Source organism: Actinokineospora enzanensis DSM 44649 (genome assembly GCF_000374445.1).
GTDB classification, from domain to species: Bacteria; Actinomycetota; Actinomycetes; order Mycobacteriales; family Pseudonocardiaceae; genus Actinokineospora; species Actinokineospora enzanensis.
On the sequence record NZ_KB894403.1, the window covers coordinates 412,613 to 436,560 of the forward strand.

Below are 23,948 nucleotides of genomic sequence, written 5' to 3' on the forward strand. Positions count from 1 at the left end.
GGACACTCAGTTGATCCGCACCACGCCGCCGCTGACGACGACCGCGCCGCTCGCGCTCAGCTCCGCCTGTGTCTGTCCCTTGACCGACACCGTCATACCCTGGACCGCGACGTCCGCGACGGCCTTGACGCTCACCGACTGCCCGCTCAGCTCCAGGGCGCCCTGACCGGCGTCGACCTTGACGCCGTTGGCCGCCTTGACCGTGACCGCCTTGCCGCTGGTGATCTCGATGACCTGGTTGGCCTGGTCGAGCCTCACCACGAACTTCCCGTCCCCGCTGGCGATCGTGATGCCGTCGGCCTCCACGAACTCGACCCGGTGCCCCTTGCGGGAGACGAACCCGCGCACCGCGACCTCGCCGGAACCGCCGTCCAGCACGGGTTTGGCGAACGCGGGCGGGACGTCCTGGCCGTTGTGCAGGCAGCCGAGCACGAACGGCGCGTCGAAGTCGCCGTGCTCGAAGCCGACCAGCACCTCGTCGCCGACCTCGGGCAGCACCACCGCGCCCCGGTTCCTGCCCGCGCCGGACTGGGTCATCCGCGCCCAGCCACTGGTGTAGTCCTTGCCGAGCCAGGGGAAGGCGAGCTTGACCCGGCCCAGCTTCGCCGGGTCCTTGACGTCGCTGACGATGCCGGTGACGAGTCCACTGTGGTCGGTATCGGTGCCGCCGCCCGCGGCCAGGCCGTAGAAGGAGCGTTCCTGCCTGCCGGAGACGGTGAACTCGGTGGTGTAGCCCGCCTCGTCGCTGAACAGGTGCCGCGTGCCGGTCAGGGTGTACTTGCCGGTGAACGGCTCGCCGACGTTGGCCAGCGCCACCTGGGTGCCCGCGCGCAGCTTCGGGTTGCCCTTGGCGACGCCCGCCAGCTCCGCGCACGCACCGCCGAGATCGGCCGCCAGCGCCTCGGCGACGGCCTTGGCCGCGGCATCGGTGCCGCGGGCCGTCACGCCCACCAGGGGCGGCGCCTTGAACTTGGCGGCCAGCCCGGTCGGGTCGGCGCCCGCGGCCTCGGTGCCCGCGGGCCGGGGCTTCGCGGTCGCGGAGACGGCCTGCTTCTGCTGGAAGTCCCAGCCGCGCACCTCGACCTCGGGGACCTGCTCGGCGGCGGTCACCGTCGCCCGCAACGCGACCAGGTTCCGGTGCGCCTCCAGGACCAGCGGGTTCGTCGTGGCCTTGGCGTTGGTGGCGGGCGCGCCGGAGGGTTTGTCGGGCAGACGGAAGTTCAGCTTCTTCTCGACGACGGCGACCTGCGCGCCCACGGCGTCGGCGAGGCGGGACAGAAAATCCCAGTCGCTGATGTTGTTCTGGCTGAACTGGGTGTTCGGTGCGCCGCCGTAGCCGGAGACGTCGTCGATCGTGCCCGCGGTGAGCCCGGCCCGGGTCGCCACCCTGCGGACCACGTCCGCCACGGTCATGTCCGGGTAGACCGCCACCCTGGTACCCCGGAACAGGCGGTGCGCGTGGTCGTAGCCGCGGACCTCGGCGTAGGTGCCGGTGACGTCCAGGTCCACGCCGACGGCGGTGATCTCGCCGGTGAGCAGCGGCTGCGGACCGCCCGGGTCGGCGGTCTGCACCTTCAGCTCGATCGGGGTGCCGACGGTGAAGCCGCCCTTGGCCAGCGCGACGCCGCCCGGGTCGCGGAAGCGGAGCACGAAGGTGTCCGGGAGGTTCAGGCTGTCGTCCACGTAGGCGGTCGACAGCATCGGCTTGACGTCGGCGGCGAGCGGCTGCCCGTTCACGGTGACGACCAGGGTGTTGGCGAAGCTCTCATTGGCCATGCGCGATCTCCTCCAGCGCGGGGACCCGCAGCCGGGTGCCGGGGCGCAGCACCATGGGATCGTCGATGTCGTTCAGCTCGGCGATGTCGCGCCAGTAGCCGGGGTCGCCGTAGGCGCGGTAGGCGACGGACTGGAGCGTGTCCCCCGCGACGATCGTGTGCGTCGCGCGGACGACACGGGTGCCGGAGGTGGGGTTCTGGCCGCCCTGCTCGCCGGAGATCTCCTCCAGCGCCACCGTGCACACCGCCCGCACGGGCACGCCCGCCGGGGTGAACAGGGTGTACTTGGCCGAGACGCTGGAGACGTAGGCGGGGAAGCCGGTCATGCCGCCCCACTTGAACACCACCCACGGCGGCGAGCCCTTGCCGCTCTGCCTGCTGTCCTCGGTGGCCACGCAGCAGGCGAACAGCTTCTCCACGGTCTTGACCACCTGGTCGCCCATGGTGTCGGTGGCGTCCAGGAACACCTCCAGGCTCAGCTTGCACGGGTCCGCGCCGGTGAACTCCGGCGGCCCGCTCTTCTTCGCGTTGCGCTGGGCGTCCCGCTTCCACTTGGCGTTCTTGGTGAGCGTGAGCTCCTTGGGGTTGAACTGGAACGGGATGTCGTGCATGAACTCGCCGGGCTTGGCGGTACTGCCCGCCTGCGGGGGCTTGTGGACGGCCAGCTTCGCGCGTTGCAGGTTGGGCGGCGCGCCGTAGCCGCTCGTCGGCGGGGAACCGGCGGAGACGAAGGTGACCGGGGACGCGCTCATCACGCACCCCGGCCGAGGAACCCGTGGTGCGCCAGCTCCAGCGTCTCGGTGGCGACCTTGGGCGAGTCCGCCGACAGCTGGGGCCCGGTCCAGCGCACCGGGACCACGTCCAGCAGCGACCAGCTGGCGATGACCTTGCCCGCCAGCGTGCGGGCCTCGATGGTGGCGGTCTTGCGCCGGATCCCCTGCGCCATCCCGGCGATCCACTGGGTCACCTTGGCGCTGTCGGCGGTGACCGGGCGGGACAGCTTGATGTTCGGGTACTTGATGCGGGTGGGCAGCTGCCAGACGAACCCGTTGTTGCCGCCCTCCTCCCGCTGCTCCATGACGAACTCGCAGCCGAGCCCGTCACAGCTGCTGAACGCGCCGAGGCTGGCATCGTCGATCTTGACGACGTAGCAGACGGCGACGGCCTCCTCCAGACTGGTCACCGCTCCTCCTTCCGGTTCAGCGCCATCGGTCGGTCACCCGGCCCCGCCGCTCCCGCTCCAGCCGCAGCTCGACCTTGAGGCGGCGCAGGAGGGGGTCGAACAGCTTGCGCACCAGCTCCTCGGGCACCTGTTCGGCGGGTGCGTGGCCCGCAGGTGCATGGCCCGCGGGGGTGCCGGCGGGTGGTGCCGGGGTGTCGGTGACCGGCTCGCTCGGGCGCGTGGGCGGCTCCGCCGATTCGACACGCTGGGCGAAGGTGACCGGTCCCACCGACTGAACCGGCGTCTGCGGTGACCGGGGCGAAACCTGCTCGACCGCCGAACGCTGCACCGGAGCGAGAGGAAGGCCCAACGGCGCCTCGAACGACCCGATGAGCGGCGATGCCAGGCGTTGCAGGGTAGGTGCTTCGCCACCCGACACCGACCACTCGACAGCTCTCGACACCGGAACAGCGCCCACACCGGCAGTGGGGACCACCGGCCTGGAGCCGAACATGCCTGCCATCGGCGACCGGGCAGGCGAGTGCCCGATCAACGGAGAGTCGATCGTGGATGACGCGCGTCGAACCTCGGGCAGGCCATCGGCCACCGACGAAACCCTGTCGGGCCGGGTCGACGGAATCACGCCACCAACGGTCGGAGCCACCGAGCCCGCATCCAGTGCACTCGCCATCGGCGATTCGACAAACCGGCGCACACTCGACAGGGGTTCGCGGACGGAAGCCGATCGCTGCAGCGACGGCACACCATCAGCCGATGCCAAATCCCTACCCGGCGGCATCGAGGCAACCGCATCGGTTCCACCGACGGTCGGAACCACCGACTCGGCGCCGAGCGGACTCCCCATCGGCGACCGGACAAACGAGCTCCCGCCTGACAACGGTTCGCTCGCATAAGCCGATCGCTGCACCATGGGCACACCGTCGGCCGCTGCCAAGGTCCTGCCGAGCGCGGTCGAAGCAGCAGGGTCGACACCGCCGACGGTCGGAGCCATCGACTCGACACCGGCGCCGGGCGGGCTCGCCATCGGCGATCGGGCAAGCGGATGCCCGGCCTGCCGCGACTCGGTGTCGGGTGTCGAGCGTTGCAGTGCCGCGACATCACCGGCCGATACCAGCGGCCGCGCGGGTTCCGCCACGGGAGTGGCGCCAACGCCCCCGATGGTCGGGGCCGACTCGGAGCCGACCTCGGTCGGGCTCGCCGTCGGGACCTCCGGTGACCCGGCAACCGGCTCAGGGCGTGGCAGGTCGAGTCCGGACGTCGAGCGTTGCACCGCAGGCACATCACCATCCGAGGACTCCACCGATACCGTATGCGCCTCGGCCTGGAGACTCGCCATCGAGGTCTCGAAGACCAACGGCAGTTCGGTTTCGGATGCCGATCGCGGCAACGCCGGGGCGCCATCGCCAGGCATCGCCGACGGCATCACGAACCCGGCCTGCGAGGCAATGCCATGGCCGGTGCTGGACGCGCCCGTCATCGGTGCCGGGTGACGCCCGGCTAAGGGCAGGTCGGCTCCGGAAGGAGAACGTTGCACCGCAGGCGCGTCATCGGCGGGCGTCTGCGAGGACTCCACGCCCCCGATCAACGGGGCCGTGCCCACGGCGTCGGCGGACCGGGTTGTCCCCTGATCACCGATACCGAACGGCCCGGCCGAGGACGGCTCGCCCGGGGGAACCGGGCCCGAACTCTCGGCGACCGGGGCCACCGGCTCGGCGCCCGAGCCCGGGAGTCCCGGCATCACTGCCTCGGGCGGCCGCGTGGGCAGCGGCCCGGCAGGCAGGCCGGGTCCGGACGTCGAGCGCTGTACCGCTGAGCCGTCACCGACAGCCGGTCCCGACGTCGGCGCGCCGGGTGGTTCGAGGGCGGCGGACGGCTCGTGCGACACCGACACCGGCTCCGGCGTCGGCGCCGGTTCGGGCGTCGAACGCCGTGCCGGCGCGGGCGGCGGTTCCCCGGATACGGCCAGGGGATCGCCGATGGTGGGGCGGGCGTGCGCCACCATCGGCGTGGGAGCGGCCGGTCGCGGTACCGGTAGTGGCTCCCCCAGCCCGAGTCGCCGGGCCTGCCCCGATCCCTGGTCGGTCGCGACCGCACGTTGCGCGACCGGTGGGAGCGATGCCTCGGTGCCCGTCGACCCTGCCGGTGTCCTGGTGGGGTCGGGTGCGGGGCCGGTGCCACCCGCGGGGGACATTGTGGCATCCCCGGCAAGCGGGTGGTCGGGTTCGGCGGCGGCCGCGTCACCGGCCGTCGTCGCCGAATGGTCCAGGCCACTCGACCGGCCTACGACGAAAGTCGAGAGTTCCGGGCGGTCCGTGGTCGGATCGGGTGTCGGATCCGACCTTTCTCCGCCGAACGGTTGTTTCTCCTGCTCCGATCGGTCGGCGCCGACCCCCACCAGTTCAGTCCACAAGGGACTGTCAAGGGCGGGTTCCGGTACCGGCGACGGGCTCGGCGCGCCGGTACCGGACGGCACCGCGGGAGGCTCGAACGCGGCCGGGGCCGCGGGCGGTCGAGCCCCGGGTGCCTGATCCGCCACGGTCCGCAGCACCACCGCGGGCCGCGGACCGTCCACTACGGACGACACAACCTCCGCCGAACCGGACGGCTCCCCCGCTCCGACCCGGTGGCCCAGCGGGGCCAGCAGGGACGGGTTGCGCCACGCGGCCAGCCCGTCGGTGAACCGCTGCACCGGGTTCACCAGCGGGTGCTCGGGCACGATCCGCGCGATCGGCGGCAGCGTGCGCCACTCCGCCCGCGCCACCGGGGCGGCGGGCGGCGTCGACCTGCGTCGCCACGGCCACATCGCGAAAGCTCACCGTCCCTGCGTGATCCGGGTGTTGATGCGGGCGATCTCGGCCGCGTAGCGCAGCCGGTCGGCGTGTTCGAGGTCGAGGATGTCGTCCAGCGGCCAGTGGAAGTGGTACGCCAGGTACGCGACCTCCTCGTGCAGGCGGTCGGCCGCGTACGTCAGGATTCCCCCAGGCGACCGCCATGGCCGTTGGCGCCACCCGCGACGTCGACGGCGAACCCGTGGCCGCACTGCGGGCACTCCACCCCGGCCCGCGTGTGCCCCTCGCTGTTCACCCGCCGGTACAGGTCCTGCAGGAAGGCCAGGTCCGCGGCGAACAGGTTCTCGATGATCCCGGCGTGCACGTCGGTGATGTCCCCGAGCCGGGTCACCACCCGGGCCAGCAGCACCACGGTCAGGTACGGGGGGTTCTCCCGCACCCGGTCGTCGCGCAGCGGCACCAGCTCGTCCCGCGCGGTCGCCAGCCGCATGGACCCCGTGGTGTGCGTGCCGCCCGCGTCGTCCACGTACCCGCGGGGCAGCTCGAAGGCGAACTCGGTGCGCAGCTCCCGCCGCGGCCGCTCCTCGGCGCGCGGCGGTTCCTGCACACCGGCCATGACCCGGCGCATCGGCTACTCGACTTCCATCTGCTCGTAGGTGACGACCAGCTTCTCGGTCAGCACGCTGGTGTCCCCGGCCTTGAGCGAGCCGATCTCCAGCGACTTGGGCCAGGCGTTGGTCAGCTTGTACCGCTTGATGGGCGAGCCCTCGTAGTCGTAGACGATGATCGCCCCGCCCTTGCGCGCCGCGCCCATCTTGCCGAAGTGCGCGTCCTTCACCCACTTCTCGAAGCTGGTGTCGCCGGTGAGACCGCGGGTGAGCGTGACCTCGCCCGCCTTGGGGCGGCCGGGCAGCTTCTTGATGACGTACTTGCCGTCCGGGGTGTTCTGCTTCAGCTCGATCACGTCCTGTTCCATCTTCAGGCCGCTGACCTCGTTGATGCTCTTGATCTGGATGCCGTCGACCTCCAGGCCGAACGAGTGGCCGACGGAGGTGTCGAGATCGGGGAGTGCCATGTGCTGCCGCCCTTCGGGTTACTCGTTGACCAGGCTGGTGCCGCCGGAGAGCTGGGCCAGCCGGAAGACCACGAACTCGGCGGGTTTCACCGGCGCCACGCCGATCTCGCAGACGACCTGGCCCTGGTCGATGCTCTCGGCGGGGTTGGTCTCCCGGTCGCACTTGACGTAGAAGGCCTCGTCCGGGGTGCTGCCGAACAGCGCGCCGCGCCGCCACTCCATGACCAGGAACGAGCTGATCGTGCGCCGCACCCTGGCCCACAGCGCCTCGTCGTTTGGCTCGAACACCACCCACTGCGTGCCGTTGAGGATCGACTCCTCCAGGTAGTTGAACAGCCTGCGCACGTTGAGGTAGCGCCAGTCGGAGTCGCTGGAGAGCGTGCGCGCGCCCCAGACCCGGATGCCGCGCCCGGCGAACGAGCGCAGGCAGTTGACGCCCAACGGGTTCAGCAGCGACTGCTCGGCCTGGGTCAGCTGGGTCTGCAACGCGATCGCGCCGCGGATCACCTCGTTGGCCGGGGCCTTGTGCACGCCGCGGGTGGCGTCGTTGCGCGCCCACACGCCCGCCATGTGCCCGCTGGGCGGCACGAACACGGTGCCGTCGCCCGCCGGGTCGGCGACCTTGATCCACGGGTAATAGAGGGCGGCGTAGCGGGAGTCGTAGTTGACCTCCTCGCGCCACTGCTTGACCTGCTGCGCGTTCAGGCCGCGCGGGGCGTCCAGGATGGCCATCCGGTCGCCCATCAGCTCGGCGTGCGCGATCATCGCGGACTGCACGGCGCGGACGCCGTCGAGGTCGATGAGTCCACGCTCGTAGAAGCCCATGAGGTCGGGCACCGCGACCATGGTGACCTCGTCCACCACCTCCAGACCGCCGAACCCGGTCCGGTCCGCGACGTCCCCGACGATCTGCTCGGCCCGGATCGCCGCGGGCGGCGCGGCGGCGGGCGCGGCCAGGGTGACGGCTCCCTTGTCCGGCTTGGCGATCTGGCCGGAGGCGACCTCCTCCAAGGTGATCAGCGCGGACTTCTCGCGCACCACGGTCACCACGTTGTCCTTGCCGCGGCGGGTGGTCGCCGCGTGCGTCTCGACCACCTTGCCGTCCTGCTTGACCAGGAGCGTGAACCGGTCGTCCGGGGCGTTCTCCTCGGTCGGGTCGGCGACCTCGACGGTGATCTCGCCCGCGCCCTTGCCCGCGGGCAGCTCCCGGGTGAGCACCCGGTAGCCGCCGAGCCGGGCCTGGGCGGGACCGCCGCGCTGCTCCGGGGTGCCGACGCGCACGACGTAGCAGTTGCTGCCGCCGTTGAGGAAGTAGCCGAACACGGCCTGGGCGAGGTTCCCACCTTCCAGGAACCCGCCGAAGACCTGGGTGAACTGGCCCCAGTTGCCGACCAGTGTCGGCTCGTCGCACGGTCCGCGCTCGGCGAGCCCCACGAAGGCGGCGACCGCCGTGCCCACGCCCTCGATCGGACGGGACCCGGACTCCACCTCCTCGACGTACACACCCGGGGAGAGGTAACTGGGCATACGCTGCCTCCAAGGGACTACCCGCTGTTTCCCGGTCGATACTGGCCGTCGCCCCGGGCCCCGCCCACGCCCGGCCGACGGCGTGCGGGGGAACCCGTGCTTGCCCGAAGAGGCAGCCGTCCCTTCCGGACTCCGGCGGACCCCGTGAACCCGATCCCGTGGTCGTGGTGATAACCGGGTGTGGACACCAGGTCGGAGAGGAAGACATGAGCCCAACGGACGCGGAGATCATCCGACGGTCGTGGCGCGAGCCCGAGTCGTTCGCGGAGATCTTCGACCGGCACGCCCCGCACATCCTGCGGTACCTGGTCCGACGGCTGGGCCGGGAGTCGGCCGAGGACGTGGTCGGCGAGACGTTCCTGGCCGCGTTCGACAAACGCCTGCGCTACGACGTCCGGCGCGCGGACGCCCGGCCCTGGCTCTACGGGATCGCGACCAACCTGGTCGGACGACACCGGCGGCGGGAGGTGCTGCGGCTGCGGGAGCGGGTCGACACCGTCCAGGTGCACGACCACGCGGACCGGGTCGCGGCGGACGTCACCGCCCGCAGCGTCCGACCGGTGCTGGTCGGCGCGCTCGCCGGGCTGTCCGCCGGGGACCGGGACGTGCTGCTGCTGATCGCCTGGGAACAGCTCGGTTACGAGGAGGTCTCGGCCGCGCTGGGGATCCCCGTGGGAACCGTCCGGTCCCGGCTGCACCGTGCGCGCCGCCAGGTCCGACAGGCGCTCGGTGCCACCACCGACACGATCGAGGAGCTGCTCAACCATGGATGACCTGACACTGGTCCGGGAACTGGCCGACGACACCCCACCCCCCGACCTTGGCCCCGCCCGCGCCCGCCTGATGGCCAGGATCGCCACCCAGCGGCCACGACGGCGGTTCGGCCCGGTGATCGCCGCCGTCGCCACGGGCACGGCCGCCGCCGCGGCGGTCGTCGTCGTGTCGACCTCGGGCGGCCCGGCGGCCCCCGCGCCCGACGCGACGGCCACCGACCCGGTTCGTCTACTGGCGGCGGCGGCCGACGCGGCGCGGGCGCAGCCGTGGGTCGCGCCCCGACCCGACCAGTTCGTCTACACGCGGACCGGCAGCCGGGAGTTCTGGCGGTCGGTCGACGGCACGCATGACGGTCTGCTGATCGACGGGCCCCGGCACACCCCCATGCCCGGCTGCCGCAACGGGCGGACGGTGGTCGTGCAGGGGGACGAGATCATCGCCGGTCGGACCGACGCGTGCGAGGTGTCCCCGGGATACCGGGCGGATCTGCCCACGACGGAGGACGGCATGGTCGCCTACCTCCAGCGGGTCGCGGACAACCCGAACTCGCGGGGCAAGGAGGTGCTCGGCCTGATCGAGGAGTCGGTGCTGGCCCCCGCCACCCGCGCCGCCCTGTACCAGGCGGCCGCCCGCACCCCGGGCCTCACCGCCGTCCCGAACGTCACGAACGGCTCCGGCACCCCCGGCGTCGGCGTGACCTGGCCGCCCCCCGGCGGCGACCCGACCACGGCGGTCACCCTGGTGTTCGACCCCGACACCCACGAATACCTCGGCACCACCGACTCCACCGCGGGCCATCCGTCCATTGTGGACACGGTGGGCGCGCGGCCGTAAGGGGGACAGGAGGGCCCGCGTCGTCGCGCGGGTCCTCCTGCCGGGTCGGCCCCGACGTGTCACGCTTGGTGGACGGCGAGCGGAGGAGGCGACATGGCGGCGGTGGTCCAGCACGGTCGACGGTGGTGGGTGTTGGCCGGGTTCGCGCTGGCGGTGGTCGTGGTCGCCGGGGTGGGAGCGTTGGGGGTGCGCGGGGCCTCCGGCGAGTACGGCGGGCTGGCGCGGCCGTCGTGGGCGCCGCCCGCGTGGGTGTTCGGACCGGTGTGGACGGTCCTGTACGCGATGATCGCGGTGAGTGGCTGGATCGCTTGGCAGCGCGCGGGTTTCAGTTGGGTGTTCGCGGTCCAGCTGGTGTTGAACGCGGTGTGGACGCCGTTGTTCTTCGGGGCGGGGCTGTATGGGTTGGCGTTCGTGGACATCGCGGTGTTGTGGGTGATGATCGGGGTGAACGTCGTGGTGTTCCGGCGGGTGTCGCGGGTCTCGGCGGGGTTGCTACTCCCCTATTGGCTGTGGGTCACGTTCGCGGCCGTGTTGAACCTGTCGATCTGGCGGTTGAACGCAGGCTGAGGTGAGTCGACCGTCGTGCACCTCCACGATCTGGTCGGCGTGCGCCAGGTGGGTGTGGTCGTGGGTGACGAGGACCGTGGCTGTGCCGCGCTCGTGCGTGAGGCGGGTGAGCAGGTCGAGTATCGCGGTGCCGCGCGCGTGGTCCAGGGCGCTGGTGGGTTCGTCGACGAGAAGCACGGTCGGGGCGTTCACCAGGGCCCGAGCGATCGCGACGCGCTGACGTTGACCGCCGGAGAGTTGGTGGGGGCGGCGGTGGGCGTGATCGGCCAGGTCGACGGCGGCCAGCAGCTCACGTGCGTCGGTCCTCGGGCGGCCGGTGATGTGCGACATGACCTGGAGCTGTTCTGCGGCGGTGAGCGAGGGCAGCAGGTTGGGCTGTTGGAAGACGATCCCGATCCGACGGCGGCGTAACTCGGCGAGTTCGGCCCGACCCAGACCGGCCGTGGCGGTGCCGTCGATGGTGACCGTGCCGCTGTCCGGGGTGATGAGCGTGGCGGCGACGGCGAGCAGGCTGGACTTGCCGGAACCGGACGGGCCGACCACGGCGGTCAGGCTGCCCTTCGGCACTGTGACTGTGACGTTGTCCAGGGCGGTCAGTCGGGTGTCGCCGTCGGGGTAGGTGAGGGTGACGTCGGTCAGTTCGAGGGTCATCGGGCACTCCCCAGCGCGGTCAACGGATCGACGGCGGCGATGCGGCGGATGGACAGGGCGGCCCCGAGCGCACCCAGCAGGACCATGACGGCGGCGGGGGTGAGCACTGTGGCGGGGGTGAGCAGGAACGGGACGCTGCCGCCCACCAGGGTCCCGAGCCCGACGGCGGCTGCGGTGCCGATGGCGGTGCCACCGATCAGCAGGACGAGGGCTTGGCCGAGGGCGTCGCGGAGTAGATAGGCAGTGGCGGCGCCGAGGGCTTTGAGCACGGCGATGTCGCCGCTGCGCTGGATTGTCCAGACCGTGAAGAAGGCGCCGATGACCAGTGCGGAGATGGCGAACAGGAAGCCGCGCATCAGCTGGAGGGAGCCGTTCTCCGACCGGTAGGACCCGATCGCGTCGAGCGATTCGTCCTTGCTGACGGTGGTGGTCCCCGCTGCCGCGTCGACTGCTGCGACATCCACGCCGTTGCCGCTGACGGCGATCACCGTCGCCGCCGCACCGGGCGAGAGCTTCTGCCAGGTCTGCAGGCTGGTCCAGACGACTGGTGTATGACTGAAGTAGTCGTCTCCGGCCACTTCCGCGACGGTCAGCGACTGCCCGGCCAAGCGGATGGTGTCTCCTGGCCACACGTCCAAGTCGGTGGCCGCTTTGGTGGACAACACCACCGATCTGTCGTCCACGTGGGCGAACCCGGGCCGCACACCGAAGATGGCGACGGCGGCGTTGGTATCACCGGCGGTGGCCTTGGTCATGGCGATCCCGAGCGGCTCGGCCCGGGTCACCCCGGGTGCGGCCGCCCATTGCCGGAGTTGATCATCGGTCACGGTCGAGTCGGCGTAGGACGGTTCGGCGCCGCCGAACACGATCAGGTCGGCGGCCAGCCCGGTGATGCCGGAGACGTTCTGCCTGCCGAGCCCGGCCGTGAGCCCCGACAGCAACCCGACCAGCAATGTGATCAACACGATGACCGCGCCCATCAGGGCGAACCGGCCCTTGGCGAACCTCAGATCTCTCCAGGCGACGAACACGACCGACCTTTCACAGCGGGAAACCAGCACCGCCCACTGTCCAGGCCGAGCACCCCGGGGACATCCCGCCCAGGCCGCCACTCCCGGGGCCGAAAGCAGCCTGCCGCCCTACACCTTTCGACAGAGGCAGCCATCCCGCACCACCTCTAGACTGGGTGCACTGTGGACACGATCACCCCGACCAGCCGAGCCCTGACCTGGTCCCTGCACCTCCTGGTGGCGGGCCTACTGGCCCTGGCGGCCATCCGAGGGCTGATCGACCACACCCCGGCCACGATCGCCGCGGCAGCCCTGATGGCAGGCACCTACGCCATCGGCCCGGCCACCCCACGCATCCGGTCGAACAGGCGAGCAGCCGCCACCTGGCTCACAGCTCTCAGCGCGACCTGGTTGATCCTCCTGGCCCTCACCCAGGACGGCGCCTGGCTGGCCTTCCCCCTCTACTTCCTCCAGCTGCACCTCCTACACCGAGCAGCCCTACCAGCGGTAGCAGCGACCGCCACAGCAGCCGTCATCGGATTCTCCGCCCACGCCCACTCATTCACGCCTGCCACAGCCATCGGCCCATTCCTGGGCGCGGCGGTGGCCACGGCAGTAGTGCGCGGCTACCAGGCCCTCTACCGCGAAAGCGACCGCCGCCAACAACTCATCCACGATCTCACCACCACCAGGGCCGACCTCGCCCAGGCCCAACACACGGCAGGCGTCCTGGCCGAACGGGAACGCCTGGCCCGCGAGATCCACGACACCCTGGCCCAGGGCCTGTCCAGCATCCAGCTCCTCCTGCACGCCGCCGAACGCGCCCCCACCCCCGAAACCACCCTCCGCCACGTCGAACAGGCCCGACAGGCCGCCGCCGACAACCTCACCGAGGCCCGCCGCTTCGTCGCCGCCCTCTCCCCGCCCGGCCTGGAAGGCAGCACCCTCGCCGACGCCCTGCACCGCCTGTGCGCGACAACCTCGTCGCGGCATCCCCTCAAGGCCCGCTTCCAGGAGACCGGTATCCCCGGCCCCTTGCCCACCGCCCACGAGGTCGCCCTTCTGCGGGTAGCCCAGTCGGCCCTGGCCAACACCGTCCAGCACGCCCGCGCCACCACCGCCGAGCTCACCCTCACCCACGCGTCCGACCACGTCACCCTCACCATCACCGACGACGGCACCGGCTGCACCGCCCCCGAGGGCTTCGGCCTGGCGGGCATGCGGGCCCGCGCCCGGGACCTGAACGGCACCTTCGAGGTCCGGTCGGCGAACGGCACCGCCGTGACCATCCGGCTCCCCCGGGGAGCGGGCTCGTGATCCGCCTCCTGATCGCCGACGATCACCCCATCGTGCGGGCGGGACTGCGGGCCGTGCTGGAGACCGAGCCGGACCTGCTCGTCGTCGACGAGGTGGCCACCGCAGAGGACGCCGTGACCCGGGCCGCGCGGGACGACGTCGACGTGGTCCTGATGGACCTGCGCTTCCCCGGCGCCATGAACGGCGCCCAGGCCACCGCCGCCATCACGGCCCGGCCCGGCGGGCCGCGCGTCCTGGTCGTCACCACCTACGACACCGACGCCGACGTGCTCCCGGCGATCGAGGCGGGCGCCACCGGCTACCTGCTCAAGGACGCCCCGCCGGAGGAGCTGGCCGCCGCCGTGCGCACCGCGGCCGCGGGCCGGACCGCGCTCGCGCCCACCGTCGCCGACCGGCTCATGCGGCGGCTGCGCACCCCGGGCGCGAGCCTCACGCGCCGGGAGGTGGAGGTGCTCGCGTTGGTCGCGGAAGGACTGTCCAACCTGGCCATCGGTGGCCGCCTGCACCTGACCGAGGGCACGGTGAAGTCCCATCTCGCCCGCGTCTACGCGAAGCTCGGCGTCGACTCCCGCACGGCCGCGGTGGCCGCCGCCACCGATCTCGGGTTGATCCGCCGCTGACCCGACAAGGGCCATTCGGGCAACCGCGCGGGCGGAACATCCGGTCCGAAATCGACGGCAAGACCTCTGGTGGGCGAATCCTCTACACATCCGGGTAATGGCAATGGGATCGCGCCGATTGTTAGCGTTCGAACGTTGGCAACCACCATGGAACTCACGATTGCGAGTAGGGCCTTGAGAACCGTGACGCGCATTTCACTCGCGTTCTGCACCGCATTGGCCGCCACCACCGCGACCACCACCGCGAATGCCGCACCCGCGGCGACGACCGGCCTGCTGGACAGCTGCGCCGCCGTGCACGCACTGCTACCCGGCGCGCCCGACGGGAACTATTTCCTCGCCACCAACCGGTATCTGCTCGGCGTGTACTGCCACGACATGTTCGGCACCCCGCGCGAATACCTGAACCTCGCCGCCTCCGGCCCCACGGCGAACTTCTCGCAGTACACCGCGGGTGGCGCCGCGCCCGGTTCGAACACCCGGACCACGTTCAGCAAGCTGCGCCTGAACCCGCAGAACCTCACCATCGACGTGAACGACCTGACCTTCGCCACGTCCACCGGCCAACTCACCCACGGCAACCAGACCGTCACCTCGATCCCCTACGGCACCGCGGTGGGCTGCAACTCCTCCGCCAACGGCGTGGCCAACGTCGACCTGCGCGGCACCGCCTTCGCCGTCAGCAGCACGTTCCACCTCGGCGGCTTCATGCCCGCGGGCACGTCGACGGCGAGCGCCGCCAACCAGCTCTTCAACCTGACCGGCGGCGGCTACTGCGGCTGGAACGCCCCGTCGGCGACCGCGTACAACCCGTTCAACCCCACGGGTTCCGACTACTCGCTCACCCTTTCCTGCACGCCGGACGGCCTGCTCCGACCGCAGCCCTGTCTCGACCTCGGCTGAGCCACGCGCGACCATTCGGTGCCGGATCGGTCCATTCGATCCGGCACCCGCGTGTCACCGGTGTTTCACATTCCCGGCCGGGCCGCCGGTGTGGCTGAGGCGGCTGGCGAAACAGTCCACCGGGGCGAATCCCTGACGGTCGCACCACGCGTTCGCGTCATCGGGACTGCCATAGGGCGTGGACTCCAGCGCGACCCACACGGATTTGCGGGTGAAGTTGGTGTAGTCGCTTGAGTTCACCAGGATCGCCCGCGGGTAGCGGCCGCGCAGGTTCCGAAAGTCGGTCATGATCGCCGCGTTGTCGTAGGTGACGCCGTTGACGACCAGGCCCTCGACCCGCGATGACAGCTGCGGGACCCACTGTCCGACCAGGCTGTCCGCAGTGGACCGGTCGGTCTCCATCTGGCGACGCAGGTCCACGTCGGAGGCAGTGGTCCGGCTCGGAGCGGTGGTCGACGCGGCGACCGCGCCGGTGGCGGTGACCGGCACGGTCGTCGGGCGGGTCGACGTGACCGTGCTCTCCGGTGTTGCGCTCTCCGGTGCCGCGCTGGTCGTGCGCGGACGCGTGATCGTCGTGGGTCGAGGTGTCTCCTGCGCGGAGTCCTGTTGCGTGAACACGATGACCCCGGCGGCCGCACCGACGATCGCCACCCCCGCCACGACCACGGACAGCACCGCCGTGCGCGCCGTGGATTGCCGTCGTACTGCGGAATCCGGCACGGGCGGTGGCGCCATGGGTCGGTGCGGAGATGGCGACTGGTCGACCGATGCCCCACAGCTCCCGCAAAGGCGCGCCTGGGGAGGGAGTTCCCGTCCGCACGCCGGACAGAAGTTCATGTGGATATTGTCGCGGCACCACGGGTGCCGTTACCCGCGTGGCGGGGAAACGTCACCGACCGTTCTTGAGGACGAGGTCCACCATTCGTTCCACCGGCAGGGCGGGCGAGCGGTGGCCGAGCCGTCCGGTCATGGAGGTGGCCGCGACCAACGCGTTCAGCACCGCTTCCTCGACCGCCTGCACGACGGCGGTGAAGAAGTCGTCCATACGGTTCCACGGAATGTGGCGGAGGTTGTCGTAGCCCGGTTCGCCCTGGGGGAATTCCGATGGGGTGAGCACATTCCCGGTGGAGAACGCCAGGAAGATGTCGCCGGAGAAGTGCGAGCCGGTGGTGCCGGTGCGGGCCAGGCCGAGCGGGACGCGGCGGGCGAGCGCGGTGCACTGGCCGGGCAGCAACGGCGCGTCGGTGGCGATGACGGCGATGACCGAGCCAGCGCCGGGCGGGATCAGCCAGTCGTCGTCCTCCATCGGGTTGTCGTCGGCGAGCGCGGTGCCGAGTGGGACGCCGCAGACGGTGAGCTCGGCGCGGGAGCCGAAGTTCGCCTGTACGAACGCGCCGACCGCGTACGAGTCGGTGCCGTAGTCGACGACGCGGGAGGAGGTGCCGCTGCCGCCCTTGAACGCGTAGCAGTTCATGCCGGTGCCGCCGCCGACCGAGCCCTCCGCGATCGGGCCGGACGCGGCCGCGTCGATCGCGGCGACGGCGTGGCTCGGCTGGATGTGCGGGCCGTTGATGTCGTTGAGGTAGCCGTCCCAGGTCTCGGCGACCACCGGGAGCAGCCACTGCTCGGCGACCGCGGGCTTCTCCCGGGCGGTCCAGTCGATCACGCCGCGGTGGCAGGGGCCGACCGCGTGTGTGTTGGTGATCAGGACCGGCAGGCGCAGCAGGCCGGTCTCGTCGAGGAAGGCACTGCCGGTCATTTCGCCGTTGCCGTTCAACGAGTAGCGACCGGCCGCGCACGGCAGGTGCACGTCCGCGCGCGAGCGGGGAAGGATCGCGGTCACGCCGGTGCGGACGGACTCGCCCTCGACGAGCGTGGTGTAGCCGACCTCCACCCCGGGGACGTCGGTGATCGCGTTGTGCGGGCCGGTGTCTCCGGTCAGCGGCAGGCCGAGGTCACGGGCGCGCATCAGATCTCCAGTTCGCAGTGGGTGGCGTCGGCCGCGTGGGCGATCAGCATCGCCTCGGCCTGGACCACGGTGAAGGTGGGCACGGCCTGGGTGAGGTGCAGGCCGAGCCCGTCCTCCAGGGCCACCAGGCCGCGGGCGATGGCGCCCGACTCCCGGGTCAGCTCGAACACGCCGGTGGCCGCGCCGATCTCCAGGATGGTGGAGTACAACGCGACCTGCCGCTCGTAGAGCCGGATGTGCTCGGCGGCGTAGGCGGGGTCGCGCCGGGCGTACGCGCCGAGCTCGTAGATGAGCACGCAGAGCTCGTCGTCGAGACCGCTGGGCAGCCCGGCCCTGATGGTGCCCACCAGCTTGCGGCGCGGGTCCGGCTCGCGCCGGGCCGCCTCCTCGCGGTCGACGCAGAACCGTTCGACGGCCTCCCGCTGCACCTCGTAGAGCAGGTCGCCGAGGGTCGGGAAGTAGTACAGGACCGAGCCGGTGGACATGGCGGCGCGGTCCGCGACATCCTTCAACCGCAGGTCGAGCACGCCCCGGTCGAGGACGGCCTGGCGCGCGGCGGCGATCAGCTCACCGCGGCGTTCATGGGCGCGACTTGGTCTCGGCATGCGGTCGATTCTTCAGCCGATCTTCAAAGAACGCAAGCGATGAGTGCCGTGACACAGTTGTTTCCTGCCAGGTTATTGACGTGGGTCACGCGGAGTTCTTTGATGTCGAGTCAAAGAACTGCATCGGAGGAGCCGCCATGGCCGAGCCGTCATCCCCGCCCACCACCGCGCCGTCCACCCCGGCCCTGCGCCGAGGCCTGAAGGTCCTCGGCACGCTGCTCATCACGCTGTCCGCGATCTCGCCTGCGTCCTCGGTCTTCATCATCGCGCCTGGCGTGGTGGGCAAGGCGGGCAGCGGCGCGTTCTGGAGCTTCGTCATCGCCGCCGTGGTGGGCGTGTTCATGGCGTTCGTCTACGCCGAACTGGCCTCGGCCTACCCGCTCAGCGGCGGCGAGTACGCCATCGTCGGCCGCACGCTGGGCAAACTGCCCGGGTTCGTCACCCTGGGCCTGCTGATGGTCACCCAGCTGCTGATCATCGCGGTGATCGCGCTCGGCGTCGGCACCTACCTGGAGGTGCTCATCCCCGGCCTGCCCGGCCCGGCGGTGGCCGCGGTGACCACGGCGGGCGCGACCGTGCTGGCCGTGTTCGACATCAAGGTCAACGCCTGGATCACCGGCGTCTTCCTGGCCATCGAGCTGCTCGCGCTGGTCGTGGTCAGCGCGCTCGGCTTCTTCGACCCGGCCCGCCCGCTGGGCGACCTGCTCGGCTCGCCGGTGGTCGCGGACGCCAACGGCGTGGTCGGCCCCGCCGCGTTCGGTCTGGTCGTCGGCGCCGCCGCGGTGGCGATCTTCTCCTACAACGGCTACGGCTCCGCGGTGTACTTCGGCGAGGAGACCAACAACGCGCACCGCGGCATCGCCCGCGCCATCCTGTGGGCGCTGGGCATCACCGTGCTGGCCGAGCTGATCCCGGTGACCGCCGTGCTGCTCGGTGCGCCGTCGCTGCCGGACCTGTTCGGCTCGGGCAACATGATGAGCTACTTCGTCGACGCCAAGGGCGGGTCCACGCTGAACACCGTCATCAGCCTGGCCATCGCGCTGGCCATCCTGAACGCGGTGCTGGCCATCATCCTGATCACATCGCGGATGGTGTTCAGCACCGGGCGGGACGCGGCCTGGCCGGGCGGCCTGAGCAAGGCGCTGGCCGCCATCCACCCCAAGACCGGCACCCCGTGGATCGCCACCCTGGTCACCGGCGCGTTCGGCACCGCCCTGTGCTTCGTGGACGCGAACTTCCTGCTGATCGTCACCTCGACCACCATCGTCGCGGTGTACGCGGCGCTGTGCCTGGCGGTCATCAGCGGACGGCGCAACGGGACGACCAGGCACGCGGCCTACCGCATGCCGCTGTTCCCGGTGGCACCGGTGCTCGCCCTCGCGGCCCTGGTGTACGTGATCTGGCAGAACGCGCTGGACGCGGAGGTCGGCCGCCCCAGCCTGTTCATCACCCTCGGCATCGGCGTGGTCTCGGCCCTGTACTACCTCCTGGTCGTGCGTCGCCGCGGCCAGTGGGAGCTCAAGGGCGAGCACGAGGCCCCGGCGGACGTCGAGGCTGCCTGACCGGCCTCGACCTCGGTCCGGTGTGGCCGTCCACTTCGGTGGGCGGCCACCGCCGTGTTCGGGGCGGGTTTTCGTCGGGTCAGCCGGGGACGCGGGTGGCCTGGTCGTAGGCCAGGACGGCGAGGTGCAGCGACAACCGGGTCTCGGCGTCGGCGAGGTCGCGGCCCAGGACGTCCGTCAGCCGCTTCAGGCGTGCGTACACGGCAGGCCTGCTCAGGTGCAGAGTACGAGCCAGGACCGCAATGTTCCCGTTCGCGTCCAGATAGGACCGCAACAGGTCCAAAAGGTCCTGTTCCTCGTGCCGGTGCGCCCGATGGCTCAACAACGGCTGCAACTGCAGCTCCGTGAACTGCTGGAGCCGCGGATCCGCCCGCAACGACCACAACAGACCCCGCGCGCCGAGATCCCGCGTCCGGTAGACCTCCCGCTCCCCCACCCGCCCCGGATCCGCGCTCACGGCATCGGCGACATGGCTCGCTTCCTCCAGCGCCGCCGACAGGCCGGTGAGCCTCGTGGTCGGGGAAGCCGCGGCCACGACCATCCCCGCGGGCAGGCGCGGTTGGCCCGACATCGCCGACCGGAATGAGCGGACGGCGGCCGGTTCGTCGGTGTCCGCGGGGCAGGCGAACACGACCGCCACCCGGCCGGGGGCGATCACACCGGTGAGCGCGGCCCGGCCCTGACCGCGGGCGGTCGAGGCAGCGGCGTCCACAGCGGACTGGTCCACATCGGCCGACGGGTCACCGGGCACCGCCAGCACGAGCACCGCGTACGCCCGTCCGGCGCGCAGGCCGAGGGCCCGCAGACGGGCGTTCACCGCCTGCTCGTCGGTCACCTGGCCCGCGAGCAGGTCGCGCAGCAGGCCGCCGTGAGCGTCGAGGGTGATGTCCCGGTTCTCCCGCTGCAGCATCCGGGTGATCGCGAGTGTGTCCGCCGCCCGTTCCAGCACCGTGACCACGGACTCGATGTCGGGTACGGCCAGCGGCACGACCAGCCGCCCCCACCGGCCGCGGCGCGGGCCGACGGGCGTGGTCAGCCATCGTTCCGGTCCCGCCACTCCCGTCTCGCCGCCGACCGCGAGCCGGGACCGGGACTCCCAGTCGCGCAGCAGTTCGCCCGCGCGGGTGGTGCCGCTGAAGGCGATCGCGTGGTGGGCGAGGTCCTCCAGCACGACCGGGTGGCCGCCGAGCGCGCTGGCCTGGGCCAGGATCTCCTCGACCCGCGCGCCCTCCACGGTCAGGGTCGTGAACACCTGGTTGACCTGCTGGGTGAACCGCAGCCGCTCGTGCTGGACGTCCAGGATCCAGGTGTGCACGGCCTCGGTGATGTCCACGAACCGGACCGAGCGGCGCAGCTCGACCAGCGGGAACCCGAGCCGCCGGGCGGTGCGGACCATCGGGTCGGGCAGCACCGGCAGCCTGCCGCCCAGCTCGACCACCAGCGCGCTCACGCCTGCCTCGTGCAGCGCGGTGACGTAGCCCGCCGGGTCGGCGCCGGGCGCGGTGGTGACGATGCCGGTGGACAGCAGCAGCTCGCCGCCCTCCAGCGTGCCCGCGACGTCGGCGATCTCGCTGACGTGCACCCAGCGCACCGGCCGGTCGAGGCTCTCCTCCCCCGCGCGCACCCGTGGGTCGCCCGCCTGGACGCTGGGCGAGGCGAGCACGTCGGCCACCGTGGGGTACATGGCCGGACGGTAGCACGCGGCTTTACACATCGTCGGCAATCGCTCGTGATCACCGGCACTGTGTAACTGGCAGCGCGGGCCGGGAAGGTCGAGGCTCGACGGGAACAGGCGCGACGAAGGGATACGGATGAGCGCGGAGACCGTGGGGCACTGGATCGACGGCGCGGAGGTGCCCGGCGACTCCGGCCGCGCCGGGGACGTGTTCGACCCCGCCACCGGCACGCTCGCGCGCCACGTGGCGCTGGCGGGCGCGGCCGAGATCGAGCGCGCCGTCGCCTCCGCCGCGGCCGCGTTCCCCGGCTGGCGCGACACCGCGCTGTCCCGGCGCACCCGGGTGCTGTTCGCCTTCCGCGAGCTGCTCGACAAGGCCAAGGACGAGCTGGCCGAGATCATCACCGGCGAGCACGGCAAGGTCGTCTCGGACGCGCACGGCGAGGTCGCGCGCGGCCTGGAGGTCGTCGAGTTCGCCTGCGGGATCGGACACCTGCTCAAGGGCGGGCACACCGAGAACGCCTCCACCGGCGTGGACGTGCACTCGATCCGGCAGCCGCTCGGCCCGGTGGCGGTGATCAGCCCGTTCAACTTCCCGGCGATGGTGCCGCTGTGGTTCATCCCGATCGCGATCGCGGCGGGCAACACCGTGGTGCTCAAGCCGAGCGAGAAGGACCCGTCGGCCGCCTTGTTCATGGCCGGGCTGTGGAAGCAGGCCGGTCTGCCCGACGGCGTGTTCACCGTGTTGCAGGGTGACAAGGAGGCGGTCGACGGGCTGCTCGACCACCCGGACATCAAGGCCGTCTCGTTCGTCGGCTCCACCCCCGTCGCCCAGTACGTGCACCAGCGGGCGAGCGCGGCGGGCAAGCGGGTGCAGGCGCTCGGCGGGGCGAAGAACCACATGGTCGTGCTGCCCGACGCCGACCTGCAGCTGACCGCGGACGCCGCGATCAACGCCGGGTTCGGCTCGGCGGGCGAGCGGTGCATGGCGATCAGCGTCGTGGTGGCCGTCGGCGAGATCGCCGACCCGCTGGTCGCCGCGATCGCCGACCGGGCCCGCGCACTGCGCACCGGCGACGGGCGGCGCGGCTGCGACATGGGCCCGCTGGTCACCGCCGCGCACCGCGACCGGGTGGCGGGCTACGTCGCCGAGGGCGAGGAGGCGGGCGCCAAGCTGGTCGTGGACGGCCGGGACGTGCGACCCGACGCGGACGGGTCCGGCTTCTTCCTCGGCCCGACACTGCTCGACCACGTCACCCCGGGCATGTCCGTCTACACCGACGAGATCTTCGGGCCGGTGCTCTCGGTCGTCCGGGTGGACACCTACGCCGAGGCGCTGGCCCTGGTCAACGCCAACCGCTACGGCAACGGCACCGCCATCTTCACCAGCGACGGCGGCGCGGCCCGGCGGTTCGAGAACGAGGTCGAGGTCGGCATGATCGGCGTCAACGTGCCGATCCCGGTGCCGGTCGCCTACTACTCGTTCGGCGGCTGGAAGGACTCGCTGTTCGGCGACACGCACGCGCACGGCACCGAGGGCGTGCACTTCTTCACCCGCGGCAAGGTCGTCACCTCCCGCTGGCCGGACGAGGGGCACCGCGGTCTCAACCTCGGTTTCCCGCGCAACGACTGACCACTCACGACAGAGCACAAAGGACGGCACGCATGACGCTCACCGAGCACAGCCCCGCCGGGACGGGTGGTCCGACCACCGGGTGGGGGAACCTGTGGCCGCACTTCACCCGCCTGTCGGCGCCGCGCGTCCCGGTGATCACCCGGGGCGAGGGCGCGTACATCTGGGACGACCAGGGCCGCAAAGTCCTCGACGGACTGTCCAGCCTGTTCGTCGTCCAGACCGGACACGGCCGTCGCGAGCTGGCCGAGGTGATGGCCGAACAGGCCGCCGAGCTCGCCTACTTCCCGGTGTGGGGCTACGCGACCCCGCCCGCCATGCAGCTGGCCGACCGGCTGGCCGCGGCCGCGCCCGGCGACCTGAACAAGGTCTTCTTCACCACCGGCGGCGGCGAGGCGGTGGAAAGCGCGTGGAAGGTGGCCAAGCAGTACTTCAAGCTCACCGGCCGCCCGCTCAAGCACAAGGTGATCAGCCGCTCGATCGCCTACCACGGCACCCCGCAGGGCGCGCTGGCCATCACCGGCCTGCCCGCGATGAAGCAGGCGTTCGAGCCGTTGACCCCGGGTGGTTTCCGGGTGCCGAACACCAACATCTACCGCGCACCCGAACACGGTGACGACCCTGTCGCGTTCGGACTGTGGGCGGCGAACCGGATCGAGGAGGCCATCCTCTTCGAGGGCCCCGACACGGTCGCCGCGGTGGTGCTGGAACCGGTGCAGAACTCCGGCGGCTGCTTCACCCCGCCGCCCGGCTACTTCGCGCGGGTGCGCGAGATCTGCGACAAGTACGACGTGCTGCTGGTCTCCGACGAGGTGATCTGCGCGTTCGGTCGGCACGGCACCACGTTCGCCTGCGAGAAGTTCGGCTACCAGCCGGACATCGTGACCTGCGCCAAGGGCATGAGCTCCGGCTACGCCCCGATCGGCGCGATGATCACCACCGACCGGGTGGCCGAGCCGTTCGAGCAGGGCAAGAACATGTTCCCGCACGGCTACACCTTCGGCGGCCACCCGGTCGCCGCCGCGGTGTCGCTGGCCAACCTGGACATCTTCGAGTCCGAGGGCCTCAACCAGCGCGTCCTGGACAACGAGGCCGCCTTCGGCGACACCATGCGCAGGCTGCTGGACCTCCCCATCGTCGGCGACGTCCGCGGCGACGGCTACTTCTGGGCGGTCGAGCTGGTCAAGGACAAGGACACCAAGCAGACCTTCGACGCCGCCGAACGCGAGCTCCTCATCCGCGGCTTCCTGCCGAAGGCCCTGTTCGACAACGGCCTGTACTGCCGCCCGGACGACCGGGGCGACCCGGTCGTGCAGGTGGCCCCGCCGCTGATCTGCGGCCAGACCGAGTTCGACGAGATCGAGCGGATCCTGCGGCAGACCCTCACCGAGGCCGCGAAACTCGTCTAGACCCCGTCCCTGCGGCGGGACAGGCTCCCTGGTGATGGGAGTGTCCGGGGTGGACACCTGTGGCCGGTGT

The 23,948-nt window shown here is 71.4% G+C and carries 23 protein-coding genes; 9 read left to right on the plus strand and 14 right to left on the minus strand.

What is annotated here, in order from left to right; genetic code table 11:
- Positions 1–6: 6 nt before the first annotated feature.
- The 8 genes from C503_RS0101750 to C503_RS0101785 all read right to left on the minus strand — a co-directional run bounded on the left by C503_RS0101750 (position 7) and on the right by C503_RS0101785 (position 8,349).
- Positions 7–1,776, minus strand: coding sequence for a VgrG-related protein (locus C503_RS0101750; RefSeq protein ID WP_018680472.1), 1,770 nt, complete (start codon positions 1,774–1,776; stop codon positions 7–9).
- A complete protein-coding gene (locus C503_RS0101755) occupies positions 1,766–2,527 on the minus strand; it encodes a CIS tube protein (RefSeq protein WP_018680473.1) in 762 nt (253 codons plus the stop codon). The genes C503_RS0101750 and C503_RS0101755 overlap by 11 nt, the downstream gene beginning before the upstream one ends.
- Positions 2,527–2,958, minus strand: coding sequence for a phage tail protein (locus C503_RS0101760; protein WP_018680474.1), 432 nt, complete (start codon positions 2,956–2,958; stop codon positions 2,527–2,529). The genes C503_RS0101755 and C503_RS0101760 overlap by 1 nt, the downstream gene beginning before the upstream one ends.
- Before the next feature lie 16 nt (positions 2,959–2,974).
- Complete coding sequence (locus C503_RS45605) at positions 2,975–4,435, minus strand: hypothetical protein (protein ID WP_156892894.1); 1,461 nt, start codon at positions 4,433–4,435, stop codon at positions 2,975–2,977.
- A 1,335-nt stretch (positions 4,436–5,770) separates the two neighbouring features.
- On the minus strand, positions 5,771–5,929 hold the full coding sequence (locus C503_RS37380; protein ID WP_156892928.1) for a DUF6760 family protein: 159 nt from the start codon (positions 5,927–5,929) through the stop codon (positions 5,771–5,773).
- Positions 5,926–6,375 (minus strand): hypothetical protein, encoded by a 450-nt coding sequence (locus tag C503_RS0101775; protein WP_018680476.1) that lies wholly within the window; start codon positions 6,373–6,375, stop codon positions 5,926–5,928. The genes C503_RS37380 and C503_RS0101775 overlap by 4 nt, the downstream gene beginning before the upstream one ends.
- Before the next feature lie 3 nt (positions 6,376–6,378).
- Entirely contained in the window at positions 6,379–6,822 is a 444-nt protein-coding gene (locus C503_RS0101780) for a phage tail protein (protein ID WP_018680477.1), read from the minus strand.
- Between the two features lie 18 nt (positions 6,823–6,840).
- On the minus strand, positions 6,841–8,349 hold the full coding sequence (locus tag C503_RS0101785; RefSeq protein WP_026315892.1) for a phage tail sheath family protein: 1,509 nt from the start codon (positions 8,347–8,349) through the stop codon (positions 6,841–6,843).
- A 206-nt stretch (positions 8,350–8,555) separates the two neighbouring features.
- Here C503_RS0101785 and C503_RS0101790 point away from each other — a divergent pair, with 206 nt between their 5' ends.
- The 3 genes from C503_RS0101790 to C503_RS0101800 all read left to right on the plus strand — a co-directional run bounded on the left by C503_RS0101790 (position 8,556) and on the right by C503_RS0101800 (position 10,524).
- A complete protein-coding gene (locus tag C503_RS0101790; protein WP_018680479.1) occupies positions 8,556–9,122 on the plus strand; it encodes an RNA polymerase sigma factor in 567 nt (188 codons plus the stop codon).
- Complete coding sequence (locus tag C503_RS0101795; RefSeq protein WP_018680480.1) at positions 9,115–9,957, plus strand: CU044_5270 family protein; 843 nt, start codon at positions 9,115–9,117, stop codon at positions 9,955–9,957. Before C503_RS0101790 ends, C503_RS0101795 begins: the two co-directional genes overlap by 8 nt.
- Before the next feature lie 93 nt (positions 9,958–10,050).
- Entirely contained in the window at positions 10,051–10,524 is a 474-nt protein-coding gene (locus C503_RS0101800) for a TspO/MBR family protein (protein WP_018680481.1), read from the plus strand.
- Here the strand turns inward: C503_RS0101800 and C503_RS0101805 are convergent.
- Positions 10,450–11,175: an ABC transporter ATP-binding protein gene (locus C503_RS0101805; RefSeq protein WP_018680482.1), complete on the minus strand. Its 726-nt coding sequence runs from the start codon at positions 11,173–11,175 to the stop codon at positions 10,450–10,452. The genes C503_RS0101800 and C503_RS0101805 overlap by 75 nt on opposite strands.
- Entirely contained in the window at positions 11,172–12,206 is a 1,035-nt protein-coding gene (locus tag C503_RS0101810) for an ABC transporter permease (RefSeq protein ID WP_018680483.1), read from the minus strand. Before C503_RS0101810 ends, C503_RS0101805 begins: the two co-directional genes overlap by 4 nt.
- 162 nt (positions 12,207–12,368) lie before the next feature.
- Between C503_RS0101810 and C503_RS0101815 the strand changes: the two genes are divergently transcribed.
- The 3 genes from C503_RS0101815 to C503_RS0101825 all read left to right on the plus strand — a co-directional run bounded on the left by C503_RS0101815 (position 12,369) and on the right by C503_RS0101825 (position 15,025).
- Positions 12,369–13,502, plus strand: coding sequence for a sensor histidine kinase (locus tag C503_RS0101815; protein WP_018680484.1), 1,134 nt, complete (start codon positions 12,369–12,371; stop codon positions 13,500–13,502).
- Positions 13,499–14,122 carry a response regulator gene (locus tag C503_RS0101820; protein WP_018680485.1) on the plus strand — a complete coding sequence of 208 codons (624 nt, stop codon included), beginning with the start codon at positions 13,499–13,501 and terminating at the stop codon, positions 14,120–14,122. The genes C503_RS0101815 and C503_RS0101820 overlap by 4 nt, the downstream gene beginning before the upstream one ends.
- Positions 14,123–14,305: 183 nt before the next feature.
- On the plus strand, positions 14,306–15,025 hold the full coding sequence (locus C503_RS0101825) for a GON domain-containing protein (protein WP_018680486.1): 720 nt from the start codon (positions 14,306–14,308) through the stop codon (positions 15,023–15,025).
- Positions 15,026–15,079: 54 nt separating this feature from the next.
- Here the strand turns inward: C503_RS0101825 and C503_RS0101830 are convergent, their stop codons facing one another.
- The 3 genes from C503_RS0101830 to C503_RS0101840 form a co-directional block, all read right to left on the minus strand.
- A complete protein-coding gene (locus C503_RS0101830) occupies positions 15,080–15,745 on the minus strand; it encodes a zinc ribbon domain-containing protein (protein ID WP_245572385.1) in 666 nt (221 codons plus the stop codon).
- 169 nt (positions 15,746–15,914) lie between these two features.
- Positions 15,915–16,994 carry a P1 family peptidase gene (locus C503_RS0101835; protein WP_018680488.1) on the minus strand — a complete coding sequence of 360 codons (1,080 nt, stop codon included), beginning with the start codon at positions 16,992–16,994 and terminating at the stop codon, positions 15,915–15,917.
- Positions 16,994–17,599 (minus strand): TetR/AcrR family transcriptional regulator, encoded by a 606-nt coding sequence (locus tag C503_RS0101840; RefSeq protein WP_018680489.1) that lies wholly within the window; start codon positions 17,597–17,599, stop codon positions 16,994–16,996. The genes C503_RS0101835 and C503_RS0101840 overlap by 1 nt, the downstream gene beginning before the upstream one ends.
- Before the next feature lie 137 nt (positions 17,600–17,736).
- Between C503_RS0101840 and C503_RS0101845 the strand changes: the two genes are divergently transcribed.
- Entirely contained in the window at positions 17,737–19,161 is a 1,425-nt protein-coding gene (locus C503_RS0101845) for an APC family permease (protein WP_018680490.1), read from the plus strand.
- Positions 19,162–19,240: 79 nt separating this feature from the next.
- Here C503_RS0101845 and C503_RS0101850 read toward each other — a convergent pair whose 3' ends face one another.
- Entirely contained in the window at positions 19,241–20,845 is a 1,605-nt protein-coding gene (locus tag C503_RS0101850; RefSeq protein ID WP_018680491.1) for a PucR family transcriptional regulator, read from the minus strand.
- Between the two features lie 127 nt (positions 20,846–20,972).
- On the opposite strand from C503_RS0101850, the gene C503_RS0101855 reads away from it, so the two are divergent.
- Both C503_RS0101855 and C503_RS0101860 read left to right on the plus strand, forming a co-directional pair.
- The gene (locus C503_RS0101855; RefSeq protein WP_018680492.1) at positions 20,973–22,469 is read left to right on the plus strand and encodes a CoA-acylating methylmalonate-semialdehyde dehydrogenase; all 1,497 of its coding nucleotides are present in this window, start codon (positions 20,973–20,975) and stop codon (positions 22,467–22,469) included.
- A gap of 32 nt (positions 22,470–22,501) precedes the next feature.
- Positions 22,502–23,878: an aspartate aminotransferase family protein gene (locus tag C503_RS0101860; protein WP_018680493.1), complete on the plus strand. Its 1,377-nt coding sequence runs from the start codon at positions 22,502–22,504 to the stop codon at positions 23,876–23,878.
- Positions 23,879–23,948: the final 70 nt, after the last annotated feature.